The organism is Gemmatimonas sp. (assembly GCF_044376735.1).
Taxonomy (GTDB): Bacteria; Gemmatimonadota; Gemmatimonadetes; order Gemmatimonadales; family Gemmatimonadaceae; genus Gemmatimonas.
Genome location: NZ_JBILKJ010000043.1, coordinates 1 through 22,025 on the forward strand (window position 1 = coordinate 1; position 22,025 = coordinate 22,025).

Annotated in this window: 17 protein-coding genes, 2 tRNA genes and 1 pseudogene; all 20 read left to right on the forward strand. The window is 67.1% G+C overall.

All coding sequences use genetic code 11. The annotated features are described in order from the left end of the window. Positions 1–316 (forward strand): annotated as a pseudogene (locus ACIRA7_RS08430) (acetyl-CoA C-acyltransferase); the annotation flags it as partial. Between the two features lie 33 nt (positions 317–349). Continuing rightward, positions 350–1,216, forward strand: a complete 867-nt coding sequence (locus tag ACIRA7_RS08435) for a lysostaphin resistance A-like protein (protein ID WP_396220405.1) — start codon at positions 350–352, stop codon at positions 1,214–1,216. 20 nt (positions 1,217–1,236) lie between these two features. Then, positions 1,237–2,103: a 3-hydroxybutyryl-CoA dehydrogenase gene (locus ACIRA7_RS08440; RefSeq protein WP_396220406.1), complete on the forward strand. Its 867-nt coding sequence runs from the start codon at positions 1,237–1,239 to the stop codon at positions 2,101–2,103. 6 nt (positions 2,104–2,109) lie between these two features. After that, complete coding sequence (locus ACIRA7_RS08445; RefSeq protein ID WP_396220407.1) at positions 2,110–3,294, forward strand: acyl-CoA dehydrogenase family protein; 1,185 nt, start codon at positions 2,110–2,112, stop codon at positions 3,292–3,294. A gap of 16 nt (positions 3,295–3,310) precedes the next feature. Beyond that, the gene (locus ACIRA7_RS08450; protein WP_396220408.1) at positions 3,311–4,387 is read left to right on the forward strand and encodes a Glu/Leu/Phe/Val dehydrogenase dimerization domain-containing protein; all 1,077 of its coding nucleotides are present in this window, start codon (positions 3,311–3,313) and stop codon (positions 4,385–4,387) included. Positions 4,388–4,410: 23 nt separating this feature from the next. Continuing rightward, complete coding sequence (gene rpiB, locus ACIRA7_RS08455) at positions 4,411–4,899, forward strand: ribose 5-phosphate isomerase B (protein ID WP_396220409.1); 489 nt, start codon at positions 4,411–4,413, stop codon at positions 4,897–4,899. After that, positions 4,896–6,194 (forward strand): serine hydroxymethyltransferase, encoded by a 1,299-nt coding sequence (gene glyA / locus ACIRA7_RS08460; RefSeq protein ID WP_396220410.1) that lies wholly within the window; start codon positions 4,896–4,898, stop codon positions 6,192–6,194. Before rpiB ends, glyA begins: the two co-directional genes overlap by 4 nt. Before the next feature lie 186 nt (positions 6,195–6,380). After that, on the forward strand, positions 6,381–6,764 hold the full coding sequence (locus ACIRA7_RS08465; RefSeq protein WP_396220411.1) for a Minf_1886 family protein: 384 nt from the start codon (positions 6,381–6,383) through the stop codon (positions 6,762–6,764). A gap of 31 nt (positions 6,765–6,795) precedes the next feature. Next, positions 6,796–8,391 carry an NAD(P)H-hydrate dehydratase gene (locus ACIRA7_RS08470; RefSeq protein WP_396220412.1) on the forward strand — a complete coding sequence of 532 codons (1,596 nt, stop codon included), beginning with the start codon at positions 6,796–6,798 and terminating at the stop codon, positions 8,389–8,391. Next, positions 8,388–10,082 carry a hypothetical protein gene (locus tag ACIRA7_RS08475; RefSeq protein WP_396220413.1) on the forward strand — a complete coding sequence of 565 codons (1,695 nt, stop codon included), beginning with the start codon at positions 8,388–8,390 and terminating at the stop codon, positions 10,080–10,082. The genes ACIRA7_RS08470 and ACIRA7_RS08475 overlap by 4 nt, the downstream gene beginning before the upstream one ends. Further along, positions 10,079–11,041 (forward strand): thiamine-phosphate kinase, encoded by a 963-nt coding sequence (thiL, locus tag ACIRA7_RS08480; RefSeq protein WP_396220414.1) that lies wholly within the window; start codon positions 10,079–10,081, stop codon positions 11,039–11,041. Before ACIRA7_RS08475 ends, thiL begins: the two co-directional genes overlap by 4 nt. Before the next feature lie 31 nt (positions 11,042–11,072). Beyond that, positions 11,073–11,861: a lysophospholipid acyltransferase family protein gene (locus tag ACIRA7_RS08485; RefSeq protein WP_396220415.1), complete on the forward strand. Its 789-nt coding sequence runs from the start codon at positions 11,073–11,075 to the stop codon at positions 11,859–11,861. Between the two features lie 49 nt (positions 11,862–11,910). Continuing rightward, a complete protein-coding gene (gene eno, locus ACIRA7_RS08490; RefSeq protein ID WP_396220416.1) occupies positions 11,911–13,191 on the forward strand; it encodes a phosphopyruvate hydratase in 1,281 nt (426 codons plus the stop codon). A gap of 6 nt (positions 13,192–13,197) precedes the next feature. Next, positions 13,198–13,497: a septum formation initiator family protein gene (locus ACIRA7_RS08495; protein ID WP_396220417.1), complete on the forward strand. Its 300-nt coding sequence runs from the start codon at positions 13,198–13,200 to the stop codon at positions 13,495–13,497. A gap of 76 nt (positions 13,498–13,573) precedes the next feature. Then, a tRNA-Met gene (locus ACIRA7_RS08500) sits at positions 13,574–13,647 on the forward strand. Positions 13,648–13,747: 100 nt separating this feature from the next. Then, positions 13,748–13,821 (forward strand) — tRNA-Met (locus ACIRA7_RS08505). A gap of 114 nt (positions 13,822–13,935) precedes the next feature. Then, positions 13,936–16,245: a carboxypeptidase regulatory-like domain-containing protein gene (locus ACIRA7_RS08510; RefSeq protein ID WP_396220418.1), complete on the forward strand. Its 2,310-nt coding sequence runs from the start codon at positions 13,936–13,938 to the stop codon at positions 16,243–16,245. Beyond that, positions 16,239–17,420 (forward strand): DUF4249 family protein, encoded by a 1,182-nt coding sequence (locus tag ACIRA7_RS08515; protein WP_396220419.1) that lies wholly within the window; start codon positions 16,239–16,241, stop codon positions 17,418–17,420. Before ACIRA7_RS08510 ends, ACIRA7_RS08515 begins: the two co-directional genes overlap by 7 nt. Positions 17,421–17,521: 101 nt before the next feature. Beyond that, positions 17,522–20,800, forward strand: coding sequence for a WD40/YVTN/BNR-like repeat-containing protein (locus ACIRA7_RS08520; RefSeq protein ID WP_396220420.1), 3,279 nt, complete (start codon positions 17,522–17,524; stop codon positions 20,798–20,800). 7 nt (positions 20,801–20,807) lie between these two features. Continuing rightward, positions 20,808–21,836, forward strand: a complete 1,029-nt coding sequence (locus ACIRA7_RS08525; protein WP_396220421.1) for an alpha/beta hydrolase — start codon at positions 20,808–20,810, stop codon at positions 21,834–21,836. The last annotated feature ends 189 nt before the right edge of the window (positions 21,837–22,025 follow it).

Sequence of the window (22,025 nt, forward strand, 5' to 3'; positions counted from 1 at the left end):
CGCGCCCATCACGGCGGTAAAGAACCTCATGGCGAAGGCCGGCACCACCATCGCCGACTACGACCTCATCGAAGCCAACGAAGCGTTCGCGTCGCAGGCACTCGCCGATGGGCTCGGCCTGTCGTGGAACGATGCCCGCGTGAATGTGAACGGCGGCGCGATTGCCCTCGGCCACCCGATCGGTGCCAGCGGCGCGCGCGTACTCGTCACGTTGCTGCATGCGTTGGCCGACCACGGCAAGAAGACCGGGATCGCCACGCTCTGCCTCGGTGGTGGCGATGCGGTCGCGTTGTCCGTGGAGCGCGTTGACGCCTAGGCGTCTCCCCTCACGTCCCGGACGGGCCGTCTCGTGACCACGGCGCTGCGGGTGCCCTGGCGGCTGCTGAGCTTCGGTATCGCGTGGATTCTCGCACAGGGGATCGCCGAGTCGGTGCTCGGGCCGTTGTTCGGGCTCGCGTCCCGCAGCATCGGGGAGTCGGTACCGATGTACCCGTGGACGTCGTTGATCGGGGTGACCGCCGCCTGCGCGGTGGCGATGCGATTCCTCGACGATGTACCGTGGTCCGTGATGGCGCTTGGGCCCGGGGCCTGGCAGTGGCGTCGGCTCGCCAACGGGGCGCTGGTGGGCACGGCGGCGATCCTCGCGACGGCGGGCGTCCTCGGGGCGGTCGGTGCGCTGCGCTTCGACGCCATGCGAGCCGGTGGTCTCGACGGCGCGACGTTCGTGGCGGACAGCTGGGGCGGGACCGCGCTGCGGTTGCTGTTGCTGCTGGGGCCGGCCGCGCTGTGGGAAGAGCTGGTGTTTCGCGGATACCTGTACGCGGTGGCCGACGAGGCTGCGGGGCGGTGGGTGGCCCGCTTGAGTTCCAGCGTGGCGTTCGGGGCAGTGCACCTGATGAACCCGGGCGCGAACCTGCGCACGACCGTCGTGGTCACGCTGGCCGGGTTGTGCCTCTGCCTCGTGCGAGAGCGTGCCGGCAGTCTGCCGGCGGCCTGGAGCGCGCATCTGGCGTGGAATTGGGTGATGGCGGCGGTGTTGCACGTGCCGGTGAGCGGACTGCCGTTCGCGACACCGGGGTACCGGGCCACCCTGAGCGGGTCGGAGTGGATTACCGGCGGGGCATGGGGTCCCGAAGGCGGGCTGGTGGCAATGCTGGTGTTGGGTGGATCGCTGGCCGTCGGATTGCGACGCCGCGACCCGCTCGCGAAGTCCTAACTTTTCGGAGTCGAAACGATATGCAGCAGCCTCTGCAGGCAGCTTTGGATCGCGCGGCCGTCGTCGGCGCGGGACAGATGGGGAACGGGATCGCGCACGTGTTCGCCACCAGCGGACACGCCGTCACGTTGATCGATGTGAATGCCGACGCGCTGGCGAAGGGACGCGACACGATCGCGAAGAACCTCGACCGCCAGGTCAAGAAAGGCGCCATCGAGGCGACTGCCGCTGAGGCGGCGCTCGCGCGCATCGCGACCTCCACGTCGCTCGATGCCGTCTCCGATGCGGCGATCATCGTGGAAGCCGCGACGGAGCGCACCGATCTCAAGTTCCGCATCTTCGAGGATCTCGATCGCCTGGCCCCGGCCGGCGCGATCCTGGCCAGCAATACGAGTTCGATCTCGATCACCGAGATCGCGGCGCGCACGAAGCGCCCCGAGCAGGTGATCGGTATGCACTTCATGAACCCGGTCCCCGTGATGCAGTTGGTGGAGGTCATTCGTGGCCTGGCCACCAGCGACGCGACCACGGAGACGGTCATGCGCCTGTCGAAGGGGCTCGGCAAGACGCCGGTGGAAGTGAACGATTTCCCGGGCTTCGTGGCGAATCGCATCCTGATGCCGATGATCAATGAAGCCATCTACTGTGTGATGGAAGGCGTCGGTACGCCCGAGGCCATCGACACGGTGATGAAGCTCGGTATGAATCATCCCATGGGACCGCTCACGCTGGCCGACTTCATCGGTCTCGATACCTGCCTCGCCATTCTCGAAGTGCTGCACAACGGCCTTGGCGATCCGAAGTACCGTCCGTGCCCACTGCTCCGGAAGTACGTCGCCGCCGGCTGGTACGGACGCAAGTCCGGTCGCGGCTTCTACCAGTACTGACCCGTCATGTCACTGATTCAGCTCAACGAAACGCAGCAGGAAATCCAGGCGCTCGCCCGGGCGTATGCACAGCGCGAACTCGTGCCGCTCGCTGGTGAGCGCGATCAGGAGTCGCGCTTCGACCGCGTGATGGTTACGCAGATGGCGGAGCTCGGATTCTTCGGGATGCTCACGCCGGAACGATTCGACGGTCTCGATCTGGACGCGCAAAGCTATCTGCTGGCGCTCGAGGAAATCGCCGTGGCCGATGCCTCGGCGGCGGTGCTGCTCAGCGTACACAACTCGCTGCCCACGCAGATGATCCTGAACTTCGGCACCGAGGCGCAGCAGCAGCGGTTCCTGCCGCCGATGGCGCGTGGTGAACTGCTCGGTGCCTTCGCGCTGTCCGAGCCGGAAGCCGGTTCCGATGCCGCCGCGTTGCGCTGTCAGGCCGTGCGTGATGGCGACGACTGGCTCCTCAGCGGCACGAAGGCGTGGGTGTCGCACGGCAGCGAAGCGGGCGTGGTTCTCTGCATGGCGCGCACCGATTCGCCCGACGCCCGGCGGGGCAGCAAAGGCATCTCGACGTTCATCCTCACGCCCGACTTGCCTGGCTTTCATCTGGCCAAGAAGGAAAACAAGATGGGGCTGCGCGCCTCGCCGACGCTGCAGATCAATCTCGACAATTGCCGCGTGCCAGGTGACCGGCTGCTCGGCGACGAAGGCAAGGGGTTCATCTATGCACTTGGCTCGCTCGATCACGGCCGGCTCGGGATTGCGGCGCAGGCCATCGGCATCGCTCGCGCGGCGCTCGAAGCCGCCGTGCGCTACGCCGGTGAGCGCAAGCAGTTCGACAAGCCCATCGCCGAGTTCCAGGCGATCCAGTTCAAGCTCGCCGACATGGCGACGCGCATCACCGCCGCCCGCACGCTGTTGCATGCGGCCGCGGCGGCCAAGCAGCGCGGAGAAAAAATCACGCGCTTCAGCAGTATGGCGAAGCTCTTTGCCACCGAGACGGCCATGTGGGTCACGACGCAGGCCGTGCAGGTGTTCGGCGGCTACGGCTACGTGACCGACTATCCCGTCGAACGCTTCTTCCGCGACGCGAAAGTGACTGAAATCTACGAAGGCACGTCGGAGATTCAGCGCATCGTGATCGCCCGCGAAACGCTGGCCGAGGCGGCCGCGCACGACGGATCTCTTCCCGACTGATCTTCCGGTTCCCGCTATGCACTACTTCGAAAAAATCGCCGAGATGGGCCATGAGCAGGTCGTCTTCTGCCATGACAAAGCGTCCGGCTACCGCGGCATCATCGCGATTCACGACACGACGCTCGGCCCCGCGCTTGGCGGCTGCCGCTTCTGGAACTACGCCTCTGAGGACGCGGCCATCGTCGATGCGCTGCGACTCTCGCGCGGCATGACGTACAAGAACGCTGTCGCTGGGCTCAACCTCGGCGGCGGCAAGTCGGTCATCATCGGCGACAACAAGACGACCAACCGCGAAATGCTGTTTCGTGCGCATGGTCGCTTCGTGGATTCGCTCGGCGGCCGCTACGTCACCGCGGAAGACGTCGGCACGTCGGTCGAAGACATGGACTTCGTGCACATGGAAACGACGCATGTGACCGGGATCGGTTCCAAGTCGGGCGACCCGTCGAGTGTGACAGCGCACGGCGTGTTCCGCGCCATTCAGGCGTCGGCGCAGCAGAAGTGGGGCAGCGACAGCCTCGATGGGCGTACGGTCGCCATTCAAGGACTCGGCCACGTGGGCTACTTTCTCGCCAGGGAGCTGCACGCCGCGGGCGCCAGGCTGTTGGTCACCGACATCGATGCCGGCCGGATCAAGCGGGTGGTCGACGAGATGGGCGCCACCGCCGTCGCGCTCGATGAGATTTACCGCGCGAAGGCGGACGTCTTCGCGCCCTGCGCGCTGGGCGGGATCATCAACGACGACACGATCCCCCAGCTCGCCGTCGAGATCGTGGCCGGTGCGGCCAACAATCAACTGCTCGAAGACCGTCACGGCGACGCCCTCGAAGCGCGCGGCATCTTGTACGCGCCGGACTACGTCGCCAACGCCGGCGGGGTGATCAACGTGTACAGCGAACTCACCGGCTGGAGCCGGGAGCGGTCGCTGCGCAAGGCCGACGAGATCTACCAGACTGTGCTGAGCGTCTTCCGTCTGGCCAAGGACACGGGCATCCCGACCTACAAGGCCGCCGATCGCGTGGCCGAGCAGCGTATTCAGGCCGTTCGCGGTATGATCAGGACATGGCCGCAGTATCCCAACAAGGAATCCTGAGCAGTCAACGGAGCAATCTGACCATGGTGGATGTGGCAAACCCGGGGGAGCGTATCCCCATCGCATCGGACCACGCCGGCTTCGAGTTGAAGGAGCGGCTGCGGTTGGCGCTCGCCGAGCTGGGATATGAGGTGCACGATATCGGCACGCACAGCACCGCGAGCACCGATTATCCCGACTACGCTCATCCGTTAGCGCAGGAGGTCTCCGACGGGCAGGCGGCCCGCGGCGTCCTCCTGTGCGGGACGGGGCTCGGGATGTCGTATGTGGCGAACCGCTATCCGGGAGTACGCGCCGCGGTGGCGTGGAACCCCGAGGTGGCCGCGCTCGCTCGTAAACACAACGACGCCAACGTGCTGGTGTTGCCGGCGCGCTTTGTGTCGGACGAAGATGCCCTCGCCATCCTGCAGGCGTGGTTGACGACCCCGTTCGAAGGCGGTCGCCACCAAGGGCGCGTGGCCAAGATCGAACGGGACGACAGTGAGGCCGACGCCTCGGGGAGCACGACATGAGTGATGGAGCCAGCGCGCACTGGTCGCAGTGGGATCGTCTGCCGCCGGGGGATGCCCTGTCGCAGGCGGATCCGGAGATCGCGCATCTGATCGACGAGGAAACGCAGCGGCAGAGCGACGGGCTCGAGCTCATCGCCAGCGAGAATTTCGTGTCGCCGGCGGTCATGGAGGCGGTCGGCTCCACGCTCACCAACAAGTACGCCGAAGGCTTGCCGGGGAAGCGCTACTACGGCGGCTGCGAAGTGGTGGACAAAGTCGAACAGCTGGCGATCGATCGGCTCAAGCAGCTGTTCGGCGCCGAACACGCCAACGTGCAGCCGCACAGCGGCGCGTCGGCCAACGCCGCGGTGTTCCTCGCTTTTCTCAAGCCGGGCGACACGTTCCTCGGCATGGATCTGTCGCAGGGCGGACATCTCACGCACGGCTCGCCGGTGAACTTTTCCGGCTTGCTGTACCATGCGGTGTCGTACGGCGTGACCGAAGACGGCATCATCGACTACGAGCAGATGCGGGCGCAGGCGCGCGAGCACAAGCCGAAGATGATCATCGCCGGGTACAGTGCGTACTCGCGCACCATCGACTGGCAGGCCTTCGCCGACGTGGCGAAGGAAGTCGGCGCGATCTTCATGGTGGACATGGCACACTTCGCCGGACTGGCGGCCACGGGCGTGTATCCGTCGCCCGTGCCCTTTGCCGACGTGGTGACGAGCACGACGCACAAGACGCTGCGTGGTCCGCGCGGCGGCATCATTCTCTGCAAGGCCGAACACGCCAAGGCAATCGACAAGGCGATGTTCCCTGGCATGCAGGGCGGTCCGCTCGAACATGTGATCGCCGGCAAGGCGGTTGCGTTCCATGAGGCCCTGCAGCCGTCGTTCACGGCGTACTGCCGACAGGTCGTGGAGAACGCGCATGTGCTGGCGACGGCGATGATGGAGCGGGGCTATCACATCGTGTCCGGCGGCACCGACAATCACCTCATGCTCGTCGACCTGCGCAGCAAGGGGCTGACGGGGAAGGTGGCCGAGAAGGTGCTGGACGAAGCGGGAATCACGGTGAACAAGAACACCGTGCCCAAGGAGACGCAGTCACCCTTCGTGACCAGTGGAATCCGGATCGGCACGCCGGCGGTCACCACGCGTGGCATGGGCGCCGATGCGATGCGTGAGATCGCGGCGCTGATCGATCGCGTGCTGTCGGCGCCGGAAGATCGCGACACGATCGCGGCAGTGAAGGCCGACGTGAAGGCGCTGGCCGACGCGTATCCGCTGTATCGGTCGGTGGCGCGGGTCTGACGCGGCGCGCAGGACGGGCGCCCGCGCCGTTCGCAAGGAGTTGTCAGGTGGTTCCCGGGCCTCCAGTATTGTTCCACTGGAGGCCCGCTGTCTTTCGGTTGATCGGCGTGCCGCATCGGGTGCACCGCGCGTCGGTTATGCGTCCACCGTATACGTTCGACACCGCTACGATCAGGAGCAGCAGCAGTGACCGAGTTGGCGTTCCGTGAAGGCATCATGGACCAGATCCGTCTGCGCGAGCAGCGGTTCGACGAGCGGGCCTATCTGTTCGTGCTCGCGTCGCTCGAGCATTGTCAGGCGCGCTTGACGGAGCGTCGCCACATCACCGGTCCGGAGTTGGCCCACTCGTGCCGTGAACTCGCGCTGCAGCGGTTCGGTGTCATGGCCGGCCTGGTGCTCGACCACTGGGGCCTGAAGGGCACGGGCGACATCGGCGATATCGTGTTCACACTCGTCGACATGGGCTTGCTCATCAGCCAGCCGCAGGACTCGCGTGACGATTTCTTCGGGGTGTTCAGCTTCGACGATGCGTTCGGCCGCGAGTATCCGTGGAGCACGGCGCACGTCTGACCGACGGCCCACGGCCTCGGATGACCCCTCGGTGAACGCCCTGCGCGTCACCACCGCGGCGGAAGCCGCGGCGCGCGATCAGGCGGCCATCGCCGCCGGCACCGGGTCGTTCGAGCTGATGCTGGCCGCCGGTACCGCCGCCGCCGCCGCCATCCTGCGCGACTACGCGGGGCGCCTCTCGCACGGTGTGGCGCTGTTCGCCGGCAGTGGCAACAATGGCGGTGACGCGTACATCGTGGCCGCGCAGTTGGCGCGCGTCGGCGTGGCGGTGCGACTGCACGCCGCGGTGCCGCCGCGTACCCCCGACGCCGTACGGGCGATGTTGCTCGCGGCACCGGCACTCGTGCACGGCGACCCGAATGGACACGAACGGGTGGTGGTGGATGGCCTCTTGGGGACTGGCCACCAGGGGGCATTACGTGAGCCCGTACTCGCCGCCTGCACCCGCGTTGCGCGCGCGCGCGATGGCGGCGCCACCGTCATCGCGCTGGACGTGCCGAGCGGTCTCGATGCCACCACCGGCGAGGTCGCCGACGGCAGTCCGGCGGCCGACACGACGCTCTGCTTCGGCACCATCAAGCGCGGACTCCTGCTCGCCCGCGGCCACGTGGGTCGCCTCGTGTTGCTCGACATCGGCCTCGCCGGCGCGGCTGATCGTGACGACGATGCGTGGCATCTCCCGCACGCGGACGACGTCCAGCGATGGCTGCGGCCGATCGCCTGGAATGCGCACAAGGGGCAACGCGGACGCGTGGCGATCGTGGGGGGGCACGAAGGGATGGCCGGTGCGGTCATTCTGGCCGCGCGCGCGGCGCTGGCGGCCGGTGCCGGGCTTGCGCATGCGATCGTCGATACGGCGAGTGTGGCCGCCGTGCAACTCACGGTGCCGCAGGCGTTGGCTGAACGCTGGCCGCTCCACGACCCGGCCTCGTTGGCCGAGGAGGGCGCGGAGGCGACCACCCTGCATCGCTGTGACGCGTTGGCCATCGGCCCCGGGCTCGGTCGCGGTCCGCGTTCCTCGCAGCTGCTCGAGCACATCTTGAACGCGTACCGCGATCGCCCGCTGCTGCTCGACGCCGATGCGCTCTGGCTGATCGCCGAAGTGGCGCACGCCCTCGGCACTGAGGCGGCCGTCCTGATGCGCCATTGGACCCGCCACTCGCGCGCGGTGGTGTGCACGCCGCACGACGGGGAGTTTGCCCGACTGCTCGGCACCGCGGTGCCGTCCGCGTGGGACGCCCGCGCGGAGGCCCTGCGGCAGTTCGCGGTGCGCAGCGGCGTCACCGTATTGCTCAAAGGCACGCCCACGATGGTCGCCACGCCCGACGGCCGGCCGGTCACCGTCGCGCCGTACGGAACGCCGCTGTTGGCCACCGGCGGCAGCGGCGATGTGCTGAGCGGGTTGATCGCGGCGCTGATGGGGCAGGGCCTCGCCCCGCTCGAAGCCGCGGTGTGCGGTGCTACGGTGCATGGGCGCGCGGCGGAGATCGCTACCGCGCGGCTGGGCGGCGTGCGCGGTGGTACCCTCGAGGCGCTGTTCGATGCCCTGCCGACGGCATGGCGTGGGCTCGAGCACGCTGTCGTCCATCCTCCCGGTGTTCTCGCCGACCTGCCGTCGCCAACGTGACCGCGCGCCAGCTGCGCGTGGCCGGCGTCCTCGCGGCGCTCTCGGTTGGTGTGCTGTCGTGGACATCGTGTGCGGTCAGCGGTGCCGGAGCGGGCAGCGGCAGCGATGCGTCGGGGCCCCTCGGCGGCTTCGGTCGGCGGGAGGAGCGTCAACGGATCGGCAGCTTCAGCAACGTGCAGGCCGTGGCCGTGTCGCGACGCTACGTGTTCGCGGCGGGGAGCAGCGGCATCGCGATGTACGATCGCCTGATGAACCGCTGGCTGCCCCCGCTCACGCGCGACGACGGCTTGAGTGAGCAGCAGATCACGGTGCTGGCCGGCGATCCGGTGGAAGATGCGATGTGGCTGGGCGTGCCCGGCGGGGTCATCCTGTATCGCCCGCTCACCGAACAGCTGCAGCGTACCATCGTGACGGGGGTGCCGGACCTCATTGCCTTCGATCGCGCCGGTACCGGTGATGCCATCGTGCGCGCCGGCGGTGAGTGGACACGCATCTCGCGGGTCGGCATCGCGACCCCGATGCAGCGGCCACCGCTGGCCAACGCGCTGATCCTGCCGCGTACGCTCAACGATCTCTACGCGCAGTTCCCCACGCTACGTACGCAACCGTCGCTGTTGCTGCGAAGCCAGCAGAGTGATCGCCCCTTACGCAGCGTGCAGATCATCAGCGGCGCGGCATCGCCCGAACGGGCGAGCGAAGTGTGGCTGGGCACCGCCGCCGACGGCCTGTTCCGGCTCGATCCGGCGTTCATGCAATCCACCCCGCTGCCGTACGGACTCCTCGAGCCGGGCGTCGGTGCGCTGGCCCTGGCCGCCGACGGCGTGTGGGCCGCCGGACTCGGACTGGCGTTCGACCGCGGGGGGCTGTCGTTCGTGGGCAGTGATCTGCAGCGCTTCCGTTGGATCGAGGGAACGATCGCCGTTCCGCTCGTGGGCGTACGCGGGCGCTCGCTCGTGACGCGCGCGTCGCGGGCCTGGCTGGGCACCGACCGCGGGCTCGTGCGGGTGCGGCTCGATGGTGCGCAGGCCATGCAGTCGTGGGGCGTGTTGGACGGGCTTCCCGACGAGCGGGTGCTGTCGGTGGCCACACGCGACGACGGCGTGTGGGCGGGCACGGCGCGTGGCCTCGTCTACGTGAGCGACAGCAGCGACAGCCGCAACGTGCGCACGCGCGGGGTGGGCGTGCGGCTGCTCGACAACATGCCGGTGCACGCGCTGCAATTCACCGGTGACACGTTGTGGATGGGCACGGAGGCTGGGCTGATGGCGATCGCGACGCCCAACGGGACGGTCGGTGGCGTGGTGTCGCGTCCGGTGGGCAACGACCCCGCGCTCCGTCGCCCGGTGCGTGCCTTGGCGTGGAGCGATTCGGTGCTGCTCGCCGCCACCGACGACGCGGTGTTGCGCCTGTCGCCCCGTGGCGGTGTGGAGCCGGTGCGCGTAGACCTGCTCGATGTCCGACTCGTGGGCCGCGTGACCAAGGTGGCGATCGACGACCGCACCATGTGGCTGGCCGGTGCCGACGGCGTGGTCATCGTGTCACGTCGCGATGGGGCCACCCGCGTGCTGCGCGTGCCCGGGGATCTGCCGGGGCCAGTGCTCGATGTCGCGGCCGATCGGGACTACCTCTGGCTGGGCACGCCGCAGGGGGTGATCCGCCTGCGCCGTCGCGGTGACGGGGGACTGCCGTGAGCCTCGAGCCGCGTCCGCATCAGGCCATGCGCGAGGGGGCCGAGTTCGACACGATCCGTGCGTTGATGGCGCGCTGGGGCGATCTGGCCGTCGATATCGGCGACGATGCCGCGGTGTTGACACCGCCGGTGGGAGGAACGCGCGTGGTCAGCGTCGATGCCTGCGTGGAAGACGTGCACTTTCGTCGCGCGTGGATTTCCGCGCACGAGGTCGGTGTGCGGGCGGCGGTGGCGGCGTTGAGCGATCTGGCGGCCATGGGCGCGCGCGCGGAGTCCGTGCTCATTGCGTTCGTGGTTCCCGACGCGTGGCGGGAGCAGTTGAGTGACGTGGCCGATGGCATGGGTGCGGTGATTCGCGAGGCCGGAGCGCGGATCGTGGGCGGGAATCTGAGCCGCGGCGCGGTGTTCTCGATCACGACCACGGTGATCGGTCGGGCCACGCGCGTGGTGCCGCGCAGCGGCGCTGGCGTGGGCGATCTGGTGGTGGTCACCGGTCTGCTTGGTGGCCCTGGGGCGGCCGTCGCGGCTTGGCGCGCCGGTGAGAGCCCGTCGGCATGGGCGCGGGGGCGTTTCGTTGCCCCGGCGCCACGCTGGGCCGAAGGCGACGCGTTGGCGGCGGCCGGTGCGACGGCCATGATCGACATCAGCGATGGGCTCGCCGGCGACGCCAGGCATCTGGCCGCCGCCAGTGGTGTGCACCTCGCGCTCGAGGTGGCGCGGATACCGGCCGGCCCCGGTATCGCCCCCGACGTGGCGATGCAGAGCGGGGAAGAATACGAATTGCTGGCTTGTATTCCGCTAGAAGAATACAAGGCGCTGGCGCCCCGGTGGGGGAGCGTGAGTCCGGTGCCCCTCACCGTCGTGGGCGTCGTTCGCGCCGGTCCCGAGGCGGCGACCTCGACCGATGGCGTCGCGCCGAGCGCGTTCGATCATTTCGCATCGGGCAACACCCCGCGTTGAATTCGGGTTCGGACTAGGTGACCTTGCACGGATGCGCACCGCATTCACGGCGTTGGCCTTGTTGGTGGGAACGGTCCTGTTCGGCAGCATCACCTTGCTGGCGGAGTTGATCGGCCGTCCGCACGGACCGAACAGCATCTACACGAAGACCCCCCGCTGGTGGGCCTCGTGGCTGTTGGGGGCGGCCGGTGTGAAGGTGGTCGTGCACGACGATGCGCCACTCCCCGAGGGCGCGCCGCGGGTATTCATGGCCAACCATGTGAGCTGGTTCGACATCCCGTCCATGATCGCCGCGCTCCCGCACTACGGGTTCGTGGCCAAGCGGGAGCTGGAGAATATCCCGCTTTTCGGCGCGGCGGCCCGTGCGGTCGGGGTGATCTACATCGATCGCGAGAACCGGAAAGCGGCGTTCAGCGCCTACGATGATGCCGCTTCCAAGATCCGGGCCGGGCACCACGTGCTCGTGTATCCCGAAGGCACGCGCGGCTTCACCTACGCCTTGCGCCCCTTCAAGAAGGGCCCGTTCGTGCTGGCCATCGGCTCGGGCGCGCCGATCGTGCCGGTGGTGGTGTACGGCACCATCGAGGTGAACCCGCGCACCGAGTTCCGGGCGTCGCCCGGTACCGTGCACGTTCATCTGCTGGAGCCGATCCCCACCAACGGGCTCACGTACGCCGACCGGGACGCGCTCGCCGAGCGCGTCCGTCAACGCATGGCCGACTGTTTGCATACACATTACGGCATCGATCCTGCGATCGAGCCGGCGCACGACCCCGGCAGCCCATCGCTACGCGCACCCGAGCCCGACTTCTCGACCTAGTGTTCGCTGTACTCACGACTCGACACTCACAACTCAGAACTGGTGTTATATGGCCTCCATCGTTTCCGTCAGCGCGCGCGAGATTCTCGACAGCCGCGGCAATCCCACTGTTGAAGTGGACGTGATTCTCGAGACGGGCAGTGCGGGTCGCGCCGCCGTCCCGAGCGGCGCCAGCACTGGCGAACGTGAAGCGGTGGAACTGCGCGACGGCGATCCCGAGCGCTACGGCGGCAAGGGGGTGCTCACCGCCGTGAACAACGTGAACACCGAGATCAACGACGCGCTCGAAGACATGGACGCGACCGATCAGATCGCGATCGACCGGGCGCTGATGGATCTGGACGGCACGGAGAACAAGGGCCGCCTGGGTGCCAACGCGCTGCTCGGCGTGTCGATGGCGGTGGCGCGCGCGGCGGCGCTCGAAGTCGGCCTGCCGTTGTATCGCTATCTCGGTGGCCCGATGGCGCGCACGTTGCCGGTGCCGATGATGAACATTCTGAACGGTGGCGCGCATGCCACCAACACCGTCGACTTTCAGGAGTTCATGATCGTTCCGGTGGGCGCCGAGTCGTTCAGCGACGGACTGCGCATGGGCACGCAGGTGTTCCACGCACTCAAGAAGGTGCTCGTGGCGCGCAAGCTGGCCACCGGTGTGGGTGATGAAGGCGGCTTTGCGCCTAATCTCGAGAGCGACGAAGACGCGCTCAAGGTCATCATCGAAGCGATTCAGGCGGCGGGCTTCCGCCCGGGCCATGACATCGCGCTCGCGCTCGACGTGGCGGCCAGCGAGATGTTCCAGGGTGGCCAGTACCACTTCAAGAAGAGCGGGGCGAAGTCGCTGAGCCCGCAGGCGCTCGCCGACAAGTATGCCGGCTGGCTCGAGAACTATCCGATCGTGTCGATTGAAGACGGTATGGCCGAGAACGATTGGGATGGCTGGAAGTATCTCACGGAGCTGGTGGGTGATCGCTGTCAGCTGGTGGGTGACGACCTGTTCTGCACGAACAGCGAAATTCTGGCGAAGGGCATCGAGGCCCAGGTGGCGAACGCAATTCTGGTGAAGGTGAATCAGATCGGGACGCTCACGGAAACGTTCGAGGCCATCGAGCTGGCGCGCGCGGCCGGCTACAACGCGATCATCTCGCACCGTAGCGGTGAAACCGAAGACACGTTCATCGCCGATCTCGCGGTGGCGACGCAGGCGGGGCAGATCAAGACCGGTGCGCCGTCGCGCAGCGATCGCGTGGCGAAGTACAACCAGTTGCTGCGCATCGAGGAGCAGCTGGAAGGCTACGCGGAGTATCCTGGCGGCGCGCTGTTTGGCCTGTAGTCAATCATGACGCCCCTCATGAAGCGGATCGTATGGGGCGTGGGTGCGCTCGCCGTCCTCGTGTATGCGATCGAGGGCGGCGAGTACGGCACCTCCGACCTGCTGACGCAGCGCGAGCGCAAGAATGCGTTGGCGCAGGAGGTGGCGGAGCTCGAGCGCGACGTCGACTCGTTGCGCGCGGAGTTGAAAGCGGTGACGAGCGATCCCGTGCGGCTCGAGCGCATGGCACGCGAAGAATGGGGGATGGTGCGCGGCGAAAAAGAATTGTTGTACCGGATGCGCACGGATACGTCACGCGCGCCGTAGGTGCACTGTACGTCGCGGCAGAATTCGCGTGTCGGGGTTGACTCTCGGTGCCCTCGCGCTAGGTTACTCCTTCTGACGCGGGGTGGAGCAGCCTGGTAGCTCGTCGGGCTCATAACCCGAAGGTCGCGGGTTCAAATCCCGCCCCCGCCATCTGCACTCGGCCGGTCCGAAAGGGCCGGCCGTTTGCGTCCCGGCACTCGAGTTTCGGGTTTGCGATCGAGTGGGGATTGTGAGAAATTTCGGAAAGTGGGGCAGGGTAGCTCAGCCGGTTAGAGCGCACGACTCATAATCGTGAGGTCGAGAGTTCGAGTCTCTCTCCTGCTACTGTGATGGAGCTGCGATACCACGCGAAAGTCGCGAACTCGACACGAGTTCGCGACTTTTGTGTTTTCACGGATCACCCGCGCTATCTCTCCGGTTCCTCTCACCACACGCGACGTGCTGCTCGCTGTTCTCATTGCGATATCCACGGCCGCTGGCACTGCCACTGCCAACACGGCCGCGCAGGCGACGGTACCCCGGGCCGATTCGCTCGGCACGCTGCAGGGGCGCGTGGTCGAGATGACCGCCGCCACGCCGATCGGATCGGCGTCCGTCGTGCTGCGCGGCACGCGTCGCGGCACCCTGTCCGGTGACGACGGCCGCTTCCTGCTGGATGGCGTACCGGTCGGCCGCACCCAGATTATCGTGGGGCGCCTCGGGTATCGCACCGATACGATTGCGGTCACCATACGCGCGGGCGACACCACCACCATCACGGTCACGCTGCAGCCATCCACCGCGCAGCTGCAAGCCGTGAAGGTGGCCGCGGCCGCCACCGAGCGCGACCAGTTCCGGCTCTCGGCCAGCCCCGGCGTAGTGAACGTGCGCGGCGAAACGCTCAAGCGCGTGCCGGTCATCGGGGAGCCCGATGTGCTGCGGGTGGTGCAATTGCTCCCCGGGGTCGTGGCCACCAACGACTTCACCGCTGGCTACAATGTGCGCGGTGGTGAAAGTGATCAGAATCTGGTGCTGCTCGACGGTTTTCCGATCTACAATCCGTTTCATCTCGGTGGATTGTTCGGCACGTTCATCGATGAAACGGTCGGCGAGTTCGAGCTGTTGCCCGGCGGATTCCCGGCGCGCTACGGCTCCCGGCTCTCGAGCGTGTTGAGCGTGGTGCCGAAAACCGAAGAGCGCAGCGGTGTCCATGGCGCCGCGTCGGTGTCGGTGCTGGCCACGACGCTCTCCCTGGGCGGCACCGTGCGCGGCGCCACGAGTTGGAACGTGGCTGCGCGTCGTACCTACGCCGACCGCTTCGTGTCGCTCCTGAGCGAGCGACAGCTGCCGTATTATTTCACCGACATGCAGGCCCACGTGCGTCATCGGCTACGCAACGGTGGTGCGCTCTCGGTCACACTGTATGGTGGCAAAGACGTCCTCGATGCATCGCTGGCATCGTTCGGCGATTCCACGCAGGCGGGCGGTGGCCAACTGCTGTTCGACTGGGGCAACACGCTGCTTGGCGTGGCGTACACTCAGCCCCTCGGTGCACGGTGGGGCGGCGACTCCACGCGCGTGATGCAGCGCGTGTCGTGGACCGGATTCGGGACCACACTCGATCTGGGCTCGGGGTCGTTGCGTTTCGCGAACCGGTTGGGCGACGCGCGCGCGTGGGGCGAGCTGTCGCGCTGGCGCGGTGCGCACGAAACGCTGGTGGGCTACGAATGGTCGGGGCTGCGCACGCGGTACGACGTGGTCGCCGCAGCCACGCCTGATCCCATCCTCGCCATCGGTCAGCGCCCCTCGGCGGCCTCGCTGTACGTGGATCACACCGTTCGCAGCCAAAGGATGGTGGCTCGCGTGGGTGTGCGTGGAGAAACGGTCACGGGAACCGGGTGGTCCGGATTGTCGCCGCGCCTCTCGCTCAAGTGGTTCGCGAATCCCAATCTGGCCCTCACCATCGCCGGTGGTGGCACCACGCAGTGGACGCCGGCGCTGCGCAACGAACAGGCCCCCGTACGCATCTTCGATTTCTGGCTCACGGCCGATCGCAACACCCCCGTGGCTCGCGCGTGGCAAGGCAGCCTGGGCGGGGAGCAGTGGTTCGGCGGCACGCGCTTCGTGCGATTGGAAGGCTGGGCGAAGCGTTACAACCGCCTGCCGTCGTCCAACCTGTTCAACGACCCCGACGTGCGCGGTGATGAGTTCATCGTCACCACGGGGCAATCGTACGGCGCCGATCTGCTGATACGTCAGCTCGAAAGCGAACGGGTGTCGGGATGGATCGCCTACTCGTACAGCGTGAACTGGCGTGATGGCGCCGATGGGCGTTTTGCCCCGGTGCAGGATCGTCGGCATAATCTGAACGTGGTCACGTCCTATCGGCCGGGCGGTGCGTGGAGCTACGGCGCGCGCATCGGCCTGGGCACCGGCACACCATTCACCGATGTGGTCGGGCAGTTGGTCCGGCGCCGCTACGATCCCATCACGAACAGCTTCAACACCGGGAATCTCGAGGTCCCCCGAGAGCCCATTGGTGGCGTCCGCAACGGGGCGCGCTTTCCCCTCTTCCAACGCCTGGATCTGAGCGTCACGCGCACGAAGCCGGGCCGCCGAACCTGGGCCCCGTATGTGTCGATCGTGAACGCGTACAACGCGCGCAATGTGTTCACCTACTTCTTCGACTATTCGGACAATCCGCCCACGCGCACGGCGATCTCGCAGTTCCCCTTCATCCCCACGGCTGGAGTGAGCGTTTCATGGTAGCCGGTTCACTGCGCCGTCGTGGTATGGTGCCGCTGGTCGGTGGCGTGCTGGTCGCGGTCGCGCTGGCGGCCTGCGAGTCGACGCCGGTGGAGGTGGCGTCACCCACCGCCGCGATCGTCGTGTATGCCGTGTTGAACCCGGACGTTTCGGAACAGGTGGTGCTGGTTGAGTCGTCGCTGACGGGGCGCGTGGACATCAACGACCGCCTGAAATTCGACCCGCTCGATCCGATTCGCACCGCTGGGGGTTCGCCGATTTCCGGCGCCGACGTGCGGTTACTTGCCGAGGGTGACAGCATCGGAGTGCGGGCCTCCGAAACGCTGGTGCGCACGCGTGGCACGGGCCGATACGTCGTGCCGCGCGCGGCCCTCGCGCTGGAGCCCGGCCGCCGCTACCGGCTTCGCGTACGTACCGTCGACAACCGTGAAGTCACGGGAGAGACGCTGATGCCGGGGGCACCGCGCGGGTGGATTCCCGGTGCCGGCGCGGTGGCGACACCGGTCGTGCTCGACCGCAGTCGCGACACGCTGCAACTGCGGTGGAGCGTGGTGCGCGACGCGCGTACGTACGTGATTCAAGTTGAAACGCCGTACGGTCCGTGGGCGCTGTTCGCCGATTCCACCCAGTTCACACTGTCCGGCGGGCTCCGCAACTTCTTCGCTCCCGGTCTGCCATCGGTGTGGTTCCCGGGGTTCGTGCAAACGGCCAGTGTGTTGGCGGTGGATGCCAATTTCTACGACTACAATCGCTCGGGGAACGATCCGTTCGGTGGCACGGGGCTGATCAGCAGTGTGCGCGGCGGCCTCGGGCTTTTTGGCAGTGTGGTCAACATGCTGCGACGCGAGGTGTCGGTCACCGAGCGCCTCCGCTTCCCACTCGATGCACGATGGCGCGGGGTGACGGGTGCCGGTGCTACCGCGGAGATGGATCTGTGGGTGGATGTAGACGGGCCGACGGTGAGCTCGGTGAGCGGGCGTGAGGTCACCGCACCGCAGCGCTATCTGCTCGGTACGCTGCGTGGGGAAAGCCTGCGCTTGGTCACGCTCGCGGCGGGCTCCAGTGCGGATACCGTGTCGGTGTTGACGGCCCGGTTGGCGGGCGACTCGCTTGTGGGGAGCTACGACAGCCGGTTTGCCACCACGGGGGCGCGCGTGTTCCGACGGATCGCGAGGTAGGCGTTGGCGACGGGGCACGGCGCGGGCATCGCTCGCGCCTGACGCTGACGCGCGCCACATTGGACGGGTTCCCACCCCGTCCTTCTCCCGCCGCTTCGTCCATGCGCCTCGTACTTCCCAGCCTGCTCCTCGCTGCCACGGCCAGTCTGCTCCCGGCCCAGCGCCCGACCCCCGTGTCGGGCAGCGCCAGAACGCCCGGCTTCGACACCGCCTTCCTCAAGGTGCCGTCGTGGCGCTTCGTGGGCCCCGATGGCAACCGCGTGATCGCCGTTGCTGGCGTGCCCGGCGAGTACAAGACGTACTACGCCGGGACCGCCAGCGGCGGCCTGTTCAAGAGCACCAACGGCGGCATCCGCTGGACGCCGGTTACGGATTCGCTGCGGGTGTCCAGCGTGAGTGCCGTCGCCGTCGCGCCCAGTGATCCGAACGTGGTGTGGTTCGGCACCGGCGAGACGTTTCTGCGCAGTAATGTCTCCATCGGTGACGGCATCTATCGGTCCACCGACGCCGGGCAGCACTGGGCCCGTATGGGCCTCGAGAACAGCGGACGCATTGGGCGTGTGCTGATCCATCCGACCAACGCCGATATCGTCTATGCCGCCGCGCAGGGGCACGGCTATGGGCCGCAGGCCGATCGAGGCCTGTGGCGTACGTTGGATGGCGGCACCACGTGGAAGAAGGTGCTCTTCGTGAACGACAGCACGGGCATCATCGATGTGGTCATGGACCCCACGAATCCACGCGTGCTGTTCGCCGCCAGTTGGCAGCAGTACATCGTGCCGTGGAACAAGCATTCCGGGGGCAACGGCAGCGGCATCTGGATGTCTCGCGATGGCGGCGACAGCTGGGCGCGGCTGGGTGCCAGCGCTGACGGGCAGGGGTGGGGCCGGGGGCTGCCGAAGATCGGTACGATGGGCAAGATCGGCCTCGGCGTGTCGCGCAGTGATCCGCAGCGCGTGTACGCGCTCATCGAAATGAAGGAGCCGGCGTTCTATCGCTCCGACGACGGCGGCAAATCCTGGCGGTCGGTGAATCGCGATCACGACCTGCTCGAACGGCCGCAGTACTACACCCGTTTCGGCGTGAGCCCGAACAATGCCGACAAGGTGTTCTTCGTGGGCGTGCGCTTCGTGGGTACCACCGACGGCGGGCTTACCAAGATGCCGAACCCGCCGCGCGCCGGTGGTGACTTGCACGACATCTGGTGGGACCCATCCGATGCCGACCGCTTCATGGTCGGCGACGATGGTGGTGTCGGCATCACGATTGACGGGGGCAAGTCGTTCACGCGCATCGCCCTGCCGAACGCGCAGATGTATCACGTGGCCACAGACACGAAGATCCCATACAACCTCTATGGCAACCGGCAGGATGGGTATTCGTACGGCGGGCCGAGCAACTCGCGCGGCTCACGTTCCATCGGCGTGTGGAGCGCGGTGGGCGGATGCGAAAGCGGGTGGGCAGTTCCCGACACCATTGATCAGCGTACGGTGTGGAGCGGCTGTTACGACGCCGGCCTTGAGCGCTTTGACTTGCAGACCAGGATGGCGCGTGCGGTGGAGCCATGGCCGGAAGCGGGCTACGGTGTGCCGCCCAAGGATCTCAAGTACCGCTTCCAGTGGACCTTTCCGATCACGATCTCACCGCACGATCACAACACGGTGTACGTGGGATCGCAGTTCGTGCACAAGACCACGAACGGCGGACAGAGCTGGACGCTGATCTCCCCCGATCTGTCCACGAACGACAGCACCAAGCAGCAGTCATCCGGCGGGGTCGTGATCGACAATCTGTTCGTCGAGAACGTGACCGTGCTGTTCGCGATCGCCGAGTCGCCGCTGGTAAAGGACCTGATCTGGGCGGGCACGATGGATGGGCTGTTGCACCTCACGCGCGACGGCGGCAAGACCTGGACGAACGTGACGGCAAACATGCCGGGGGTGCCGAAGTGGAGTACGATGTCGGCCATCGAGCCGAGCAAGTACGACGCCGGCACGGCCTATGTCGCGGTCGATGCGCACCTGATCAACGATCGCGATCCCTACATCTACAAGACCACGGACTACGGGAAGAGCTGGACGAAGCTGGGCGGCGACATTCCCAAGAGCGTGTTCAGCTATGTGCATGTCGTGCGGGAGGACCCCGTGCGCAAGGGGATGCTGTACGCCGGTACGGAGAACGGGTTGTACGTGTCGCTCGACGACGGCGTGCACTTCACCGAAATCAACGGGTCGCTGCCGCACGCGCCGGTGAGCTGGCTGCAGATTCAGGGGCATTTTCATGATCTCGTGGTCGCGACGTATGGGCGCGGCTTCTGGATTGCCGACGACATCAGCTATCTGCGCTCGCTCGCGGACTCACTGACCACGAAGCGCGCGGCGCTGTTGCCGATGCGCGCGGCCTATCGTTTCCGCAAGGTTGCCACGCCGACCGGGCCCACCAACTCCTTGGTGGGTGGCGAAGACCCGCCATTGGCGGCGACAATCAATTTCGCGATCGGCGAGATGCCGAAAGATTCCACCGCGAAGGACTCGGTGCGCTTCCGTGTGTACGACGCGTCGGGCGCGATGATTCGCAAGTTCGCCTCGGCGCCGCCGCAGCGCGGCCTCAATCGCGCCTTGTGGGACCTCCGGCACGAGGGGCCGCGCAAGGCCAGGTTGCGCACCGCGCCGCCGGGCAACACCAGCCTGCGCGTGCTCGATTCGCGCCCGCTGGTGCCGTGGGATCTCGATCTGGTGGGCGGTCAGGTGGGGCCGCTGGTGGCCCCTGGCACGTATACCGTCGCCATGGTCTGGGGGCGCGACACCCTTCGGCAGTCGGTGGAGGTGCGCCGCGATCCGAACAGTGAAGGCACCGATGCGGACATCGCCGCGCAGGTCACACTGGCGCTGCGCATTCGCGATGCCCTGAACGAAACGGTTGCCCTGATTGACGAGTCGGAGTGGAGCCGGCGGGGCTTCGAGCAGCTGCGTACGATGCTGCGCGAGAAGATCAAGGACGCGAAGGAGTTCGGTCCCTCGCCGGGACGGGATCCGAAGGTGGCCGACGCCGAGGCCTTCCTGAAAGACATCGACGTGATCGAGAAGCGCGTGATTGCTATCGAGAGCAAGCTGTACGACATCACGCTCACCGGAGCGCGTGAGGATGCGTTCCGCACACCGAATCAGCTGTACGAAAAGCTGGCGTCGGTCGGGAGCGATGTCGCCGCGTCGAGCGCCGACTTCCGCCCCACCGATCAGCAGGGGGCCGTGTACGGCATGCTGCGTACGCAACTCGACACCCTGAAGGGGCAGTTCAGTCAGCTGGTGGCGAACGAGTTGGCGGCGTTCACAGCCAAGGCGGCCAAGCTTGGCTTGCCGGTCACCGTGCTGTTTCAGTAGGGGCCGTGTGAGCTACCGCATCCTTCCGCTCCTGGGCGTGGCGCTGGCGGTGGGCGCGAGCGCCACGGGCTGCGGCGCGGCCGACGCCACCGGAGTGCCGGTGGCGACTCGGGCGCCCTGTACGGCCGGGGTCGCGCGGTGCGCCGCCCGCATCGAGATCGCGCCGGGGCGCTTCGTGCCGAGCTTCCAAAGCTTCGCGCTGGCGCAAGGCGATTCGCTGGTCACCGAGGCCGTCGTGGTGGTGCACGGCACTGAGCGCAACGCGGACGAGTACTTCACCACACTGGCTGAAGCGGCCGCCCTGTCTGGTCGGCTGCAGTCGACGGTCATCATTGCGCCGCGATTCCAAACGCTCGACGACGCGCCCGCCGCTGATGAGCCGTATTGGACCAGTAACGGATGGCGCGTGGGTGATCTGTCCAGCAGCGCGGGCCCGCTACCGCGCCTGAGCGCCTACTCGGCGATCGATACGATCCTCGCGAGGCTTGGCAATCGCACACGGTTCCCGCGGCTCTCGCGCATCGTGGTCACGGGGCATTCCGCCGGCGCCCAGTTGGTGCACCGATTCGCCGCCACCAGCCGGACCGAGCCGACGCTCCCAGGCATCGCCGTGCGGTACGTCGCGGCCAATCCCTCCACGTGGCTCTACCTCGGCCCCGAGCGCGCGAGGGACGGGGCCTTTGCCATTCCCGCCGCCGTGGCGAGCTGCCCGGACTACGACGACTGGCACTACGGCTTGCAGAATCGCAATACCTTCGCGAACGCGGTGGCAACGTCGTTGGTGAAGCAGAATCTGGTAAGTCGCCAGATGACCGCGATGGTCGGCACGGCGGATACCCTGACGGTTGATCTCGATGTGAGCTGCGGGGCGAATCTGCAGGGCGCGCGTCGTTATTCACGCGGGCTCGCATTGATGGGCTACATGAATGCGCTCAACCCGGGCCACGCGCATCGCCTCGTCGAGGTGCCCGGCGTCGGGCACTCGAGTCGAGGCATGTATACGTCACCCGACGGTCGACGCGCGCTTTTTCCCTAGCGCGCGCCGGACAACGACGGCGATCCGGGTCCGATCAGCCGTCTGACGTTTTCACCGCGGCGACAGAATCGACGGTAGGATCGCGATGAACTGCTGCATTTCCTCGGGTGTGCCAATGCTGACGCGGGCCCAGTCGGTGTACGGCGGGAAGGCACGTCCAATGCGGAAGCCCTTGGCCAGCGCGGCCGC